This window comes from Bradyrhizobium sp. Ec3.3, from assembly GCF_000472925.1.
Lineage (GTDB): Bacteria > Pseudomonadota > Alphaproteobacteria > Rhizobiales > Xanthobacteraceae > Bradyrhizobium.
Map to the genome: position 1 here is coordinate 49,268 of NZ_AXAS01000032.1, position 13,407 is coordinate 62,674.

Consider the following 13,407-nt stretch of genomic DNA (forward strand, 5'->3'; position numbering starts at 1 on the left):
ATTTCCTGGGCAACGAAAAACGCGCGGTTGGCCCGCGCGTTTTGCGTTTCAGGAGCTGAGTGGAAGCTCTTTAGGTGAGCATGATCTGGTCGGAAAACCGGTACCCACTTTTCCGGATCATGCTCTACGCCACCATCAGCATGTAGAACACGATCACCGGCGACATCGTCAGGATCACCGACCAGATGCCGGCGGCCCAGAGGATGTCCTCGGTGGTAAAGCCCTGCTGCTCGGCGGCCTGATAACCAGGCGCCATATCATTTTGAGTATTCACTAAACGCCCCCGCGAGTTCTTCGCTTGTGGCGTCAAGTAATACTAGAAACGTTTTAACATCCGCCTCGCTGGTTCCCGCACGATTTGAACACCGACGCTACCGCGGATTAACTATCTTCGCCTCAGCCCGCGAGCCAGACGCGAAACAGCAGCACCGGCATCAGGCCAAGCATCACGGCCCAGAAGCCGAACGACGAGATCACTAGAAGTCCTTGCATGAGATCGGCGGGCGCGAAGTCTTCCGCGGCCGTCGGCCGTGTACGATGTCCCATGGTTTCCCCCTACGGAAAGTTCCTTGGCGGAAACGATAGGGCGCGATGCGTAAACGAGCCGTGGATGCGCCATGCGGCGCCTGCGAAGGCCGTTGAGGCGCGGTTAACCACGGTTTTTCTTTCCCTCTCCCCTTGCGGGAGAGGGGCCGCGCGAAGCGCGGCGGGTGAGGGGTCTCTCTCCGCGAGTTCATCTGCTGCAGTGAGCGCGCGGATGCGACCCCTCATCCGGCGCTTCGCGCCACCTTCTCCCGCAAGGGGAGAAGGGACGACAGTGTGCGCGGGGAGAGGCGAAGAGCTATAGCCATCCGCTGTGTCTCCGCCTGATGTGGTCAAGCCGCTCCAATGCCGATCTCACGACGTCTTCGGTCAGGCCGATATCGCGGCGCAGCCAATCGGACATCGGATAGGTCTCGACCCGTCCGAACTCAGGTCTGCATGAAAGGCGCTGCCATGTGGCCGTCAGGGCGTGGAGCCACCGACGATTCCTCACGTGCGGATTTTTCCAACCTCCGCGCCAGCTCGCGATCGAGCGTGGCGGCGAGCTCGCTTCCGATCTCGACCATCGGCAGGCGCACCTCCGGGCTGTCGATGAGGCCGCATCGCCACAGCCAGTACTTCGCCGGCGCCGGGCTCGGCTCGGCGAACAACAGCCGCGTCAACTCCGAAACCTCCTGCCAGCGCGCGAGCGCGGTGTCAGCATTGCCGCGCTTCAGCTCGGTTTGGATCGCAGCAAAGGTTGCGGTCTCGATGTGGGCAGAGAGCAGGATGGCGCCGTCGGCGCCGTCACTCAGCGCCTCATGCGTGTGCGCGTCCTCGCCGGTCAGCACGCGAAAGTGATCCGGCTTGTCGCGGAGCAGCGCGATCGATTGCTCGCGGTTCGCGCTGCAATCCTTCAGGCCGACGATGTTGGGATGATCGGCGAGGCGGAGCAGCGTCTGGTTGGTGAGATTGACGCCAGTGCGATAGGGAATGTTGTAGAGCACGATCGGCCAGGCGGCGTGTTCGGCGAGCGCCTCGAAATGCGCCAGGAGGCCGCGCTGCGATGGCCGCAGGTAGTAGGGGCTCGCGATCAGATAGCCGTCGATCGGCCAGTCCGCGGTCTCGTCCAGGCTTTCCTTCAGCCGCGCGGTGTCCGCTCCGGAGAGGCCAAGCACGATCGGAATGTTGCGGCGGCACGCGGCGAGCTCTTCGCGCACGGCTGCGACGAGGCGCTCGAGCTCGGCGCCCTTCAGCGTCATGCCTTCGCCGGAGGTCGCGCCCAGGATGAAGCCGTCGACGGCCTCGCGCGCGTAGTGCCGCGTCAGCTGCCGCAGCGAGCGCTCGTCGAGACGGCCGTCGCGAAACGGCGTCACCAGAGGCAGCCAGAGGCCCTGCAGTTGTTGTCTCAGGTCGGTCATGTTCCATCTCCTTCAGTTGAGGTCTGAGACGGAGGGCACATGAAAAAACCCCGTCCAGACGGCGGGGTTTTCGGGATCGCGACGATGACGAAGGTCTAGCGCGCGCAAACATCCCTTGGCCCCGGATGGGGGCCTTTTTTCTTCGAGGCGATTGCCTTCGACAGGATTGCGCACGAATTCGTGATCATAGTGTTCAAATGATGCGGGGGATATATGGAACTGTCAATACACGCGGAAAGCGAAGGCCAAATTGGCAGAAAAAAAGCCGGGCCCGAAAGAGCCCGGCTTAGGTATTGGCCACGTGAGGCCGACACAATCACCTTCCAAGAGGGATTACTGAACTCCCGCGCCACTGGAGGAGGGGGACAAATGCGCAACGCGAAGGCTCAGCGTGCAAACAGTATGGGCTTCTCCAGCGCCATGCAGCAACAGCCGAGGTCGCATGTCAGTCATGCGGAAATCAGGACGGCCAGCGTTGCGCCTTGCTCACCACGAAGTCGCGGAACACCTGCACGCGTGCGACCGTCTTCAACTCCTCGGGATAGACGAAATACGTATCGAGTTGAATCGAGTCCGATTCGCCGAACAGCTGCACGAGGCGGCTGTTCTCTTCGACGAGATAATCCGGCAGCGCCGCAATCCCGAGGCCCTGCTGACAGGCGCGCACGAGACCGAGGATGTTGTTGACCTTGAAGTAAGCCTCGCGCGGACCCGAGCCGTTGCGTGCAGCTTCGACCAGCCAGTTGCGGTTCTGCAAATGCGGCGCGAAATTGCCATCGGCGAGCGTGATGATGCGGTGAGCATCGAGCTCCTCCAGCGTCCGCGGCGTGCCGAAACGCTTGATGTATTCCGGCGAGCAATAGGCATGGAAGCCCATCGCGAAGAGCTTGCGCTGGATGAGATCCGGCTGCGTCGGCTTGCGGGTGCGGATCGCGACATCCGCCTCGCGCATCGACAGGTCGAGCTCCTCGTCGGTCACGATCAGCGAAATGCGGATCTCCGGGTACAGGGCCGTGAACTCGCCGAGCCGCGGGATCAGCCAGTTGATGCCGACGCCGGGCGTGGTGGTGATCTTGAGGTCGCCGCTCGGCCGCTCGCGGCTGTCGGTCAATTTCGCGCGCGCCGCCTGGAGCTGCATGAACACATCATGCGCGGTGCGGAACAACAGGTCGCCCTGCTCGGTGAGGATCAGGCCGCGGGCATGGCGGTGGAACAGCGAGACCGAGAGCTCCTGCTCCAGCGCCGAGACCTGGCGTGACACGGCCGACTGCGACAGGCCGAGCTGTTCGCCCGCATGCGTGAAGCTGCCCGCTTCCGCCGCCGCGTGAAACACCTTCAGCTTGTCCCAGTCCATATCGGTAAATCCGTCGCGTGTTCGAGGCATGATCGTTATTCCGCTGCCGCGCGCTCGCTGGCGCGCAGGGCCAAGAAACGTTCGGCTTCGAGTGCGGCCATGCAGCCGAGGCCTGCGGCCGTGACGGCCTGGCGATAGGTTTCATCGGCGACGTCGCCGGCCGCGAACAGGCCGGGCACCGAGGTTGCGGTCGAGTTCGGGGCGACCTCGACATAGCCCGACGGTTTGAGTTTCACCTGACCCTTCACGAGCTCGGTCGCCGGCGCGTGCCCGATGGCAATGAAGACGCCGTCGGCCTTCACGTTGGTGTGTGCGCTGGTCTTGACGTTCTTCAGGCGGACATGCGTGACCTTGCTGGGGTTCGCCTCGCCGCAGACCTCGTCGATGGCGCTGTCCCAGACCACCTTGATCTTGGGGTTCTTGAACAGGCGGTCCTGGAGGATGCGCTCGGCGCGGAAATGATCGCGGCGGTGCACGATCGTGACCTGGCTCGCGAAATTGGTCAGGAACAGCGCTTCCTCGACCGCGGTGTTGCCGCCGCCGACCACGATGACTTCCTTGCCGCGGTAGAAGAAGCCGTCACAGGTGGCGCAGGCCGAGACGCCAAAGCCCTTGAAGGTCTCTTCCGAGGGGATGCCGAGCCAGCGCGCCTGCGCACCGGTCGCCAGGATCACGGTGTCGGCGAGATAGACGTCGCCGCTGTCGCAGGTGAGGCGGAACGGCCGCTGCGCGGTCTCGAGCTTGGTGACCAGATCGGTCTTGATCTGGGTGCCCATGTGCAGCGCCTGCTTCTCCATCTGCTCCATCAGCCAGGGACCCTGGATCACGTCGGCAAAGCCCGGATAGTTCTCGACGTCGGTGGTGATGGTGAGCTGGCCGCCCGGCTGGATGCCCTGGATCAGGATCGGCTCGAGCATCGCACGCGCGGCGTAGATCGCCGCGGTGTAGCCGGCAGGGCCGGAGCCGATGATGACGACCTTGGCATGGATGGGCGCGCGCATGTGGACCGGTGCCTCTCTCTTGGGGGAGTTGCAGCGCGGGCGCGGACAGTGCCTGGGAAGGCGCCGCGGAGGCGCTGAAATGTCAGTTGCTAATCTAAGCCTTCTGGCGAGCTATGCAAGAATTGCAGCCCATATCGGCGGATTTTTCCCCCCGGGAACAAAAGACCGTTGCGCTGCACGCGCAATAAAATTGCGCATCTTGGCTGGACTGGTTATGAGGATTGCGACGAACCCACCCGATACCGCAGATAAGGCCAGGAGTTCCAATCACGTGTCGCGGAACCTAGACGAGATCGACCTCAAAATTCTCGCCGAAATCCAGGCCGACGGACGAATCACCAATGTCGAGCTGGCAAAGCGTGTCGGCATTTCGCCGCCGCCCTGCCTGCGCCGCGTCCGGGCGCTCGAGGAGGAGGGCTATATCCACGGCTATCGCGGGTTGCTCGACTCGCGAAAGCTCGGCTTCGACGTCACGGTGTTCGCCGCCGTTCATCTGTCGAGCCAGGCGGAGGCTGACTTACGCGCCTTCGAGCAGTTCGTGCGCGCCGAACCGCTGGTGCGCGAATGCTGGATGCTGTCGGGCGAGGTCGATTTCATCCTGAAATGCGTCGCGCCGGACATGGCGACGTTCCAGGATTTCGTCACCCATCTCACCGCGGCACCGCACGTGCGCAATGTCCGGACCTCATTGGTGCTGCACAATTCGAAATACGAAGCCGCCGTGCCGCTCGAGGTGAAGGGGCGGCGGTAGGAACCCATCGCTTCTGCCGTCGTGATGCAGGTGCGCTCCCTCTCCCGCCTGCGGGAGAGGTGCATCGAGTTTGCGGCCTCACTTTACGTTCACATCGTCGACCCGCGCCGCATCGCGTCCACGCTGATCGGCCCGCTGCCGGCTGATGCAAGATAAAGACAGGCAAAGCAGAACAGGATCGCCAGCGTTCCCTCATTGACGAGCGGGAAGAAGCTGTTCGGCAGATGTTCGATGAAATAGGCGAACGCCATCTCGCCCGACAGGATGAAAGCGACGAGGCGTGTGAACAGGCCCAGCATCAACAGGCCGCCGAACACCAGCTCGATCATGCCGGCGATGCCCCAGAGCGACAGCGGCGTGACGTCGGCGAACATCTCGACGGGCGGAAACTTGAACAGTTTTGCCACGCCGAACTGGAACAGCAGAAGTCCGGTGATGAAGCGGAACAGGCTGAGCAGATAGGGCTGGCTCTGCGCGGCGATACGATCGACGTCCATCGTGTCCTCCCTTGATGCAGCCAAGAGAGCATGGCCGAGGACGTCGTCGTTCACAATCGCGGCCGCTCACGATCGCGCAACGACCGAGAAACAAAAAAGCCGCGCTGGCCGCGCGGCTTTTCCATTCGGTACCGCGGCAAGGATTACCGCCACTCGACCTTGGTGATCTCGTAGGCCTTGGCGCCGCCGGGCGTATTGACCTCGACGGAGGCACCCTTCTTCTTGCCGATCAGCGCGCGGGCGAGCGGCGAGGTGATGGAGATGCGGCCCTTCTTGGCATCGGCCTCGACCTCGCCGACGATCTGCCACACCGTCTTCTTCTCGGTGTCCTCATCGACCAGCGTCACGGTGGCGCCGAACTTGATGGTGTCGCCGGACAGTTTCGAGATGTCGATGATGTCGGCGCGCGCGAGCTTGTCCTCGAGCTCGGCGATGCGGCCCTCATTGTGGGACTGCTCTTCCTTCGCGGCATGATATTCCGCGTTCTCCGACAGGTCTCCGTGTGAGCGCGCCTCGGCGATATGCTCGATGATCCGCGGACGATCCACGGACTGGCGATGCTTCAATTCTTCTCCGAGCGCGGCAAATCCGGCCGAAGTCATCGGAACCTTTTCCATCTCTTCTCTCGTCCTTCGGCCGCGCGCCCCACAATAACGGAGGGCGCAGCAACCTTGATTCGTCGGTGATCCCGGGGCTGAACACGCGGCCACCGGAACGTTATGTGGGGCTGGCGCCGGAACAGAACAACCACATGGCCGGACAGTTCCTCCGGCCATTGTAGCTTCATTGCCAATCACTTAGCGCGGGCTTGGCCCCCGCTAACGATCAGGTTTCCGAAAAGTAGCTCTGCAGGGTACGAACCTCAAGGTCCCCGCCCAGATAAGCGCGGATGCCCTGCGCGGCCGCCACGGCCCCGGAAAGAGTGGTGTAATACGGCACTTTATGCAAGAGGGCCGCGCGCCGCAGCGAACGGCTGTCGGCGAGCGCCTGCGGACCTTCCGTGGTGTTGAAGACGAGCTGGATGTCGCCATTGGTGATGGCGTCGACGATGTGCGGCCGGCCCTCCAGCACCTTGTTCACCTTCTCGGTCGGAATGCCCTGGTCGGCCAGGAAGCGCTGGGTCCCCGACGTCGCCAGCACCCTGAAGCCGACGGACTGCAACAGCCGCACCGCGTCCGCGATGCGGTTCTTGTCGCTGTCGCGCACCGAGACGAACACCGTGCCCTTACGCGGCACGCGGGTGCCGCCGCCGAGCTGGCTCTTGGCGAACGCAACCTCAAAGGAGCGATCGATGCCCATGACCTCGCCCGTCGAGCGCATCTCCGGACCGAGCACCGTGTCGACGCCAGGGAAGCGGGCGAAGGGGAACACAGATTCCTTGACGCCGACATGCTTGAGCTGGGCCTTCTTCAGCCTGAAGTCGGCGAGCTTCTCGCCAGCCATGATGCGGGCGGCAATCTTGGCGACTGGCGTGCCGATTACCTTGGCGACGAATGGCACCGTGCGCGAGGCGCGCGGATTGACCTCGAGCACGTAGATCTCGCCGTCCTTGATGGCGTATTGCACGTTCATCAGGCCGACGACGTCGAGGCCGAGCGCGAGCTCGCGGGTCTGCCGCTCCAGCTCCTCGATCGTCTGGGCATCGAGCGAGTAGGGCGGGAGCGAGCAGGCGGAGTCGCCGGAGTGGATGCCGGCTTCCTCGATGTGCTCCATGATGCCGACGATGAAAACGTCCTTGCCGTCGCAGAGGCAGTCGACGTCGACCTCGGTGGCGTCAGAGAGATAGCGGTCGAACAGCAGCGGGTTCTTGCCGAGCACGGTGTTGATCTGCCCGGTCTTGTCGTTGGGGTAGCGCGCCTTGACGTCGGCGGGCACGAGCTCCGGCAGCGTGCCGAGCAGATAGTCGTTGAGCTGGTTCTCCTCGCGGATGATCTGCATCGCGCGGCCGCCGAGCACGTAGGACGGACGCACCACCAGCGGCAGCCCGAGATCGGCGGAGACGAGCCGCGCCTGCTCGACCGAATAGGCGATGCCGTTCTTCGGCTGCTTGAGGCGGAGCTTGTCGAGCACGCGCTTGAAGCGGTCGCGGTCTTCGGCGAGATCGATGGCGTCGGGCGAGGTGCCGAGAATCGGCACCTCGGCGGCCTCCAGCGCACGCGCGAGCTTCAGCGGGGTCTGGCCGCCGAACTGCACGATCACGCCATGCAGCGTGCCCTTGCTGCGCTCGGTCGCGATGATCTCGAGCACGTCCTCGGCCGTGAGCGGTTCGAAATAGAGCCGGTCGGCGGTGTCGTAGTCGGTAGACACCGTCTCCGGGTTGCAGTTGACCATGATGGATTCGTAGCCGGCGTCATGCAGCGCGAAACAGGCGTGACAGCAGCAATAGTCGAACTCGATGCCCTGGCCGATGCGGTTCGGGCCGCCGCCGAGGATGATGACCTTCTTCCGGTCCGACGGCTCGCTCTCGTCCGCAACTGCGCCCGCGAACGGCGCCTCATAGGTCGAGTACATATAGGCGGTGGGCGAGGCGAACTCGGCCGCGCAGGTATCGATGCGCTTGAACACCGGGCGGACGCCGAGTGCGTGGCGCTTTGCCGTCACATCGGCTTCCGTGCTCTCCGAGAGCACCGCGAGTCGCGCGTCCGAGAAGCCCATGGCTTTCAGCGTGCGCATGCCGAAGGCATTTTGCGGCAAGCCCTTTTTGCGGACCTTGTCCTCCATGTCGACGATGCAGCGCATCTCGGCAAGGAACCAGGGGTCGATCTTGCAGGAGTTGAAGATCTCGTCGTTGGACCAGCCGAGCCGCATCGCCTGCGCTACCTGGAGCAGCCGGTTCGGCGTCGGCGTGCCGAGCGCGGCGCGGATCGCGTTCTTGTCGTCGCCCTGGCCCAGACCCTCGATCTCGATCTCGTCGAGGCCAGTCAGCCCGGTCTCGAGTCCGCGCAACGCCTTTTGCAGGCTTTCCTGGAAGGTGCGGCCGATCGCCATGACCTCGCCGACCGACTTCATCGAGGTCGTCAGCGTGTGGGAGGCGCCGGGGAATTTCTCGAAGGCGAAACGCGGGATCTTGGTCACGACGTAGTCGATGGTCGGCTCGAACGAGGCCGGCGTCGCGCCGCCGGTGATGTCGTTGGCGATTTCGTCAAGCGTGTAGCCGATCGCAAGCTTGGCCGCGACCTTGGCGATCGGGAAGCCCGTCGCCTTCGACGCCAGTGCCGACGAGCGGGAAACACGTGGGTTCATCTCGATCACGACCATGCGGCCGTCGGCCGGGTTGACGCCGAACTGCACGTTGGAGCCGCCGGTCTCGACGCCGATCTCGCGCAGCACCGCCAGCGAGGCGTCCCGCATGATCTGGTATTCCTTGTCGGTCAGCGTCAGCGCCGGCGCCACCGTGATGGAGTCGCCGGTGTGCACGCCCATCGGGTCGAAATTCTCGATCGAGCAGACGATGATGCAATTGTCCTTCTTGTCGCGCACCACCTCCATCTCGAACTCTTTCCAGCCGAGGACCGATTCCTCGATCAGGACTTCGTTGGTCGGAGACGCATCGAGGCCGCGCTCGATGATGTCGAGGAACTCTTCCTTGTTGTAGGCGATGCCGCCGCCGGTGCCGCCCATGGTGAAGGAGGGACGGATGATCGCGGGCAGGCCGATCTCGGACAGCGCCATCATCGCCTGTCCCAGCGCATATTCCTGGTAGCGCTTGCGGCGGTCGCCTTCGCCGAGAGTCCATTGCCGATCAAGCTCTTCCAGAGCCGCGCCCGACAGCTTCTCGCGTTCGGCGTGGTATTTGTCGCGGAAGGACTTCTTCAGTTCGGACGCGTTGGCGAGCCGCGACTTCGGAGTCTGCAGCCCGATCTTCTCCATGGCGTTGCGGAAGAGCTGGCGATCCTCAGCCTTGTCGATGGCGTCAGCGGTCGCACCGATCATCTCGACGTCGAACTTTTCGAGCGTGCCCTGCCGGCGCAGTGACAGCGCGCAATTCAACGCGGTCTGGCCGCCCATGGTCGGCAGCAGCGCGAAGCCACCGGGAATGACGTGACGTTCCTTCTCGATGATCTTGGCGACGATCTCGGGCGTGATCGGCTCGATATAGGTCGCATCGGCCAATTCCGGGTCGGTCATGATGGTGGCCGGGTTGGAATTGACAAGGACGATGCGATAGCCCTCTTCCTTCAGCGTCTTCACCGCCTGTGTGCCCGAATAGTCGAACTCGCAGGCCTGGCCGATCACGATGGGACCGGCGCCGATGATGAGGATGGTGGTGATGTCTGTACGTTTGGGCATCAACTCTCGCCGGACTGGAATCTGGGCACAAAAAAAGGGCGCGCTTGCCGCGCGTCCCCTTGTGCCGAAGCGCGATCGGCAAAAGTGGCCACCGGTTTTGCGTCCGATCGCGCTTCTACACTCAAAGAAGCGCATGATCTTAACGCCAAACCGCCTACACTTTGGCGGATCATGCGCGCGCGGGGTCTTCCCTCGCGCGCGGGTGGGTCTTAGACCAGATTTCGGAGCGGCGAAACCCCGAAAAATGCCCATCAACCGGCAATTTGGGCCGGTTTTGGCCGTGCCTGCCAGCCACGGGCGAGATGCACCAGAAGCGAGGCCGCAACACTCGATCCGCCGATCCAGCCGAGGTCGTTGGGCGAGAGGGCTGCCAGCACCGCGCCGCCCAGTGCCCCGCCGATGGCGAAGCCGAGATACATCGCGGAGGCGTTGAGCGAGAGCGCGATCATCGAGGCCTGGGGCTCGATCCGGATGATGCTGGCGATTTGGGCCGGATAGAACGCCCAGCCCGAAATGCCCCAGAGGAAGATCGCACCCAGCACGGTGTAATGGGCCTGGCCGGGCATCAGCTTCAGGACCAGCGAATGCAGGATCAGCGCGCTCGCCATGCCGGCAAGGCCGAGGGCCGCGGTCGCCAGCGTCCCGAGCCGGTCCGCCAAAATGCCGCCGAGCAAGTTCCCGATCGCGGCGGCGCCGCCAAACACCAGCAGTGCAAGGCTGATCTGTGAAGCATCGAAGCCGAGGCCGCGCAGCGGGACCGCGAAATAGGTGAACACGGTGAAGCCGCCGAGCGCCCATAAAATCGTAATCAGAAGCGCGATCAGGACATTGCTGTGACGCGCCACCGCCAGCCGCTCGCTGAGCGAGGCTGTGTTGCGCGGCAGGCCGCGGGGCAGGCCGAGCAGAAGGCCCGCGAGCGCAACAGTGCCGATCAGGGCGACCATGGCGAAGGTCGCGCGCCAGCCGAGCAGGCTGCCGACGAGATTGCCGACGGGAACGCCAATAACGGTCGCGACCGTGAGGCCCGAGGTGACAAGCGCCACCGCACGGCCGCGCCGTTCCGGCGAAGCGACCGCCACGGACACCGCGAGCGCCGTCGGCATGCACAGCCCGGAGCCCAGCGCCATCAGCATACGCGAGGCCAGCAGCAGGGCGTAGTTGGACGCCTCCATCGCCGCGAGGTTTCCGGCGACGAAGGTGGACAGCGCCAGGGCCAGCACAGTGCGGCGGTCGGTATTGTTCAGCGTCACCGCCAGAATCGGCGAGCCCACGGCGTAGGTGAGGGCGTATGCAGTGACCAATTGGCCGGCGGCCGGGACAGAGATCGACAGGTCAGTGGCGATCGCGGGCAAAAGCCCTGCAATAACAAATCCTTCCGTGCCGATCGCGAAGGCCGCCAGGGCCAGCCAGAACACGCTCATTGGACAACATCCCTATGTTCAACGTTTATTGAACTATTGAATGCGAAGTTTGGAGGAGTCAATTGGTTCAAGAACTATTGAACATTGCGGCCGCTTCGCTATGATTCTCAGATCATGAGCCGCACACCTCTCCATCCCACCCGCGAGCAGATCGAATTGCCGATGGTCCTGGATTGCCTGAGCGATCCGATCCGATTGGCGATCGTGTACCAACTCGCCCAGCAGGAACGTGTCAGCAGCGAACTGTGCTGCGGCGACTTCAGCGGGCTCGCCGGCAAATCCAACCTCGCCTATCACTTCGCCAAGCTGCGCGAATGCGGCCTGATGCTGACGCGCGTGGCGGGCACCAACCGGTTCATGCGGCTGCGCCGCGAGGATCTGGACGCGCGTTTTCCGGGCCTGCTCGATGCCGTGATCAACTCGGCCGCCAAGGATGCCGATCGGCTTCAGCTCTGGCCCGAATGTGAAGTGGTTCAGGGGGAGTGAAGATTTGGGCGGCCAGTCCGTCTTCGCTTTCGCTTCGCTCCAGCTACGCCGGACACGCTTCGCCCCTGCGGGCCTTGCGTGGCTGCGCCACGCGTAGCCCCGCAGGGGCGAAGCGTGGAGACCCGGCCTGGATTTGAACCAGGATAAAGAGCGATGCACCGCCCTCGCGTTGACGCTTCCGCCACCGGGCCGACTGGATCATTACCGATCGCAGTCGGGCAGGCTACCTCCACTCCCCGTTAACCCTAACCGCGCGCAAAGGGCGGGCGCGCGATGAAGGTCATGCGCCAGCGGTTGTGGCCGATATTGGTGTGCGCGCGCTGCACCGAAAACCCCGCCGCCGCGAGCTTGGCGGTGATCTCCTCCTCGCTGTAGCGCTGGAGTCCGATGCGCGAGCGCAGGTGGCGGTAGTCGGACAGTGCGGTCGAGACCAGTCCGACCAGCGCATCCCTGAGAAAGCCGTGACGTGCGCCAAAACTGAGCAGGGCCAGCACGTCCCTGAACATCCCGACCTCGGGCTGGAGGATGTCGCCGAGCACGAGCTTGCCTGAAGGTTTCAGGAGCCGGCGGATCACAATGAGCGCGGAGTCCAGTTCCGCAGGCGTCATATATTGGACGACCGAGTTCATCACCGCGAGGTCGATGGACTGCTCGGCCATCTTCCGCACGTCTTCAAGTGAGCGGACGCGGATCTTGGTGTTCGGTGCGAAGCGCGCGATCAGCCGGCCGCGCACGCCCGGCGCGGGCTCCGCCAAGATCAGCTTGCCGCAGGCATTCGCCACCTCACCCGCCGACAGCGCCTCGCCGCAGGCATAGTCCAGTACCGTCGCGTCGGGCGAGGAGATGTAGCCGATGATGTCCCGCGCGATGATCTGGAAGTGCAAATCGCGATGCAGCTTGCTGACATAGATCGTGTGCGTGGAGTCGTAATAGTCGATCCAATCGTCCATGGTCTTCGAAGGTCCCGGCAAGTCGGTTCCGACCCAGGAACCGCGGCTGCTCGCCTGCGTTAGGGGTGCGACGGCACGCCGTCAATGTCCGCGTCCTAACAGGAAGGTCTCCCGTGAGCAAAAAGCCAGATAACCACAAGATCTCATCCGATCTCGACACCCCGACCGATTTGGCATCCGGCTCGGTCGACAAGGTTTCGGAAGCGCTCAACGTGCTGCTTGCCGATGCCTTTGCGCTGTACCTGAAGACCAAGAATTTCCACTGGCACGTCAGCGGCCGGCATTTTCGCGATTACCACCTGCTGCTGGACGAGCAGTCGGAAGCGATTTTCGCCACCACCGACCAGCTCGCCGAGCGCGTCCGTAAAATCGGCGGCGCCACGCTGAAGTCGATCGGCCAGATCGCCAGGCTCAAGACCATCAAGGACAATGACGAGGATTACGTCCCACCGCGCGAGATGCTGCACGAGCTGATGCAGGACAACAAGCACGTCGCAGCCGCCATGCGCAAAGCCCATGAGGTGTGCGACGAAGCCGGCGATGTCGCCAGTGCGAGCCTGCTCGAAGTCTTCATCGACGAGACCGAGCGCCGCACCTGGTTTCTGTTCGAGGCCAGCCGCCAGGAAGGCAGCAACGCGGCGTAAGGTACTCCGCCGCAACAAAGGTGCGTCCACGCCGTGCCCACCACCTTTCCGTGATCACGGTGGAAAATGG

13 protein-coding genes are annotated in these 13,407 nt (G+C 63.6%); 3 read left to right on the plus strand and 10 right to left on the minus strand.

The annotated features are described in order from the left end of the window. Positions 1 to 124: 124 nt before the first annotated feature. The 5 genes from YUU_RS58950 to trxB form a co-directional block, all read right to left on the minus strand. Positions 125 to 274 carry a hypothetical protein gene (locus tag YUU_RS58950; protein ID WP_156944532.1) on the minus strand — a complete coding sequence of 50 codons (150 nt, stop codon included), beginning with the start codon at positions 272 to 274 and terminating at the stop codon, positions 125 to 127. Between the two features lie 122 nt (positions 275 to 396). Next, entirely contained in the window at positions 397 to 546 is a 150-nt protein-coding gene (locus tag YUU_RS60360; RefSeq protein WP_198031829.1) for a hypothetical protein, read from the minus strand. 425 nt (positions 547 to 971) lie between these two features. Then, positions 972 to 1,943: a 4-hydroxy-tetrahydrodipicolinate synthase gene (gene dapA, locus YUU_RS51835; RefSeq protein ID WP_051389908.1), complete on the minus strand. Its 972-nt coding sequence runs from the start codon at positions 1,941 to 1,943 to the stop codon at positions 972 to 974. A 460-nt stretch (positions 1,944 to 2,403) separates the two neighbouring features. Next, the gene (locus tag YUU_RS0127130; RefSeq protein ID WP_027525214.1) at positions 2,404 to 3,327 is read right to left on the minus strand and encodes a LysR family transcriptional regulator; all 924 of its coding nucleotides are present in this window, start codon (positions 3,325 to 3,327) and stop codon (positions 2,404 to 2,406) included. 5 nt (positions 3,328 to 3,332) lie between these two features. After that, positions 3,333 to 4,298 carry a thioredoxin-disulfide reductase gene (gene trxB, locus YUU_RS0127135; RefSeq protein ID WP_027525215.1) on the minus strand — a complete coding sequence of 322 codons (966 nt, stop codon included), beginning with the start codon at positions 4,296 to 4,298 and terminating at the stop codon, positions 3,333 to 3,335. 271 nt (positions 4,299 to 4,569) lie between these two features. Here trxB and YUU_RS0127140 point away from each other — a divergent pair, with 271 nt between their 5' ends. Then, on the plus strand, positions 4,570 to 5,049 hold the full coding sequence (locus YUU_RS0127140; RefSeq protein ID WP_027525216.1) for an Lrp/AsnC family transcriptional regulator: 480 nt from the start codon (positions 4,570 to 4,572) through the stop codon (positions 5,047 to 5,049). 89 nt (positions 5,050 to 5,138) lie between these two features. Here YUU_RS0127140 and YUU_RS0127145 read toward each other — a convergent pair whose 3' ends face one another. The 4 genes from YUU_RS0127145 to YUU_RS0127160 all read right to left on the minus strand — a co-directional run bounded on the left by YUU_RS0127145 (position 5,139) and on the right by YUU_RS0127160 (position 11,257). Then, positions 5,139 to 5,546 (minus strand): DoxX family protein, encoded by a 408-nt coding sequence (locus YUU_RS0127145; protein WP_027525217.1) that lies wholly within the window; start codon positions 5,544 to 5,546, stop codon positions 5,139 to 5,141. A 143-nt stretch (positions 5,547 to 5,689) separates the two neighbouring features. Next, positions 5,690 to 6,163, minus strand: a complete 474-nt coding sequence (gene greA / locus YUU_RS0127150; RefSeq protein ID WP_027525218.1) for a transcription elongation factor GreA — start codon at positions 6,161 to 6,163, stop codon at positions 5,690 to 5,692. Positions 6,164 to 6,371: 208 nt separating this feature from the next. Next, positions 6,372 to 9,836 (minus strand): carbamoyl-phosphate synthase large subunit, encoded by a 3,465-nt coding sequence (gene carB, locus YUU_RS0127155; protein WP_027525219.1) that lies wholly within the window; start codon positions 9,834 to 9,836, stop codon positions 6,372 to 6,374. A gap of 251 nt (positions 9,837 to 10,087) precedes the next feature. Beyond that, on the minus strand, positions 10,088 to 11,257 hold the full coding sequence (locus tag YUU_RS0127160) for an MFS transporter (protein WP_027525220.1): 1,170 nt from the start codon (positions 11,255 to 11,257) through the stop codon (positions 10,088 to 10,090). 114 nt (positions 11,258 to 11,371) lie between these two features. Between YUU_RS0127160 and YUU_RS0127165 the strand changes: the two genes are divergently transcribed. After that, a complete protein-coding gene (locus YUU_RS0127165) occupies positions 11,372 to 11,743 on the plus strand; it encodes a helix-turn-helix transcriptional regulator (RefSeq protein WP_027525221.1) in 372 nt (123 codons plus the stop codon). A 245-nt stretch (positions 11,744 to 11,988) separates the two neighbouring features. Here YUU_RS0127165 and YUU_RS0127170 read toward each other — a convergent pair whose 3' ends face one another. Then, positions 11,989 to 12,693: a class I SAM-dependent methyltransferase gene (locus YUU_RS0127170; protein WP_027525222.1), complete on the minus strand. Its 705-nt coding sequence runs from the start codon at positions 12,691 to 12,693 to the stop codon at positions 11,989 to 11,991. 113 nt (positions 12,694 to 12,806) lie between these two features. Between YUU_RS0127170 and YUU_RS0127175 the strand changes: the two genes are divergently transcribed. Then, complete coding sequence (locus YUU_RS0127175) at positions 12,807 to 13,337, plus strand: Dps family protein (RefSeq protein WP_027525223.1); 531 nt, start codon at positions 12,807 to 12,809, stop codon at positions 13,335 to 13,337. Positions 13,338 to 13,407: the final 70 nt, after the last annotated feature.

Excerpts from the sequence above, each read along its gene's own strand:
- YUU_RS0127160 (WP_027525220.1), bottom strand. The coding sequence starts at position 11,257 with ATGAGCGTGTTCTGGCTGGCCCTGGCGGCCTTCGCGATCGGCACGGAA.
- trxB (WP_027525215.1), bottom strand. The coding sequence starts at position 4,298 with ATGCGCGCGCCCATCCATGCCAAGGTCGTCATCATCGGCTCCGGCCCT.
- YUU_RS60360 (WP_198031829.1), bottom strand. The coding sequence starts at position 546 with ATGGGACATCGTACACGGCCGACGGCCGCGGAAGACTTCGCGCCCGCC.
- greA (WP_027525218.1), bottom strand. The coding sequence starts at position 6,163 with ATGGAAAAGGTTCCGATGACTTCGGCCGGATTTGCCGCGCTCGGAGAA.
- carB (WP_027525219.1), bottom strand. The coding sequence starts at position 9,836 with ATGCCCAAACGTACAGACATCACCACCATCCTCATCATCGGCGCCGGT.
- dapA (WP_051389908.1), bottom strand. The coding sequence starts at position 1,943 with ATGACCGACCTGAGACAACAACTGCAGGGCCTCTGGCTGCCTCTGGTG.
- YUU_RS0127130 (WP_027525214.1), bottom strand. The coding sequence starts at position 3,327 with ATGCCTCGAACACGCGACGGATTTACCGATATGGACTGGGACAAGCTG.
- YUU_RS0127170 (WP_027525222.1), bottom strand. The coding sequence starts at position 12,693 with ATGGACGATTGGATCGACTATTACGACTCCACGCACACGATCTATGTC.
- YUU_RS0127145 (WP_027525217.1), bottom strand. The coding sequence starts at position 5,546 with ATGGACGTCGATCGTATCGCCGCGCAGAGCCAGCCCTATCTGCTCAGC.
- YUU_RS0127165 (WP_027525221.1), top strand. The coding sequence starts at position 11,372 with ATGAGCCGCACACCTCTCCATCCCACCCGCGAGCAGATCGAATTGCCG.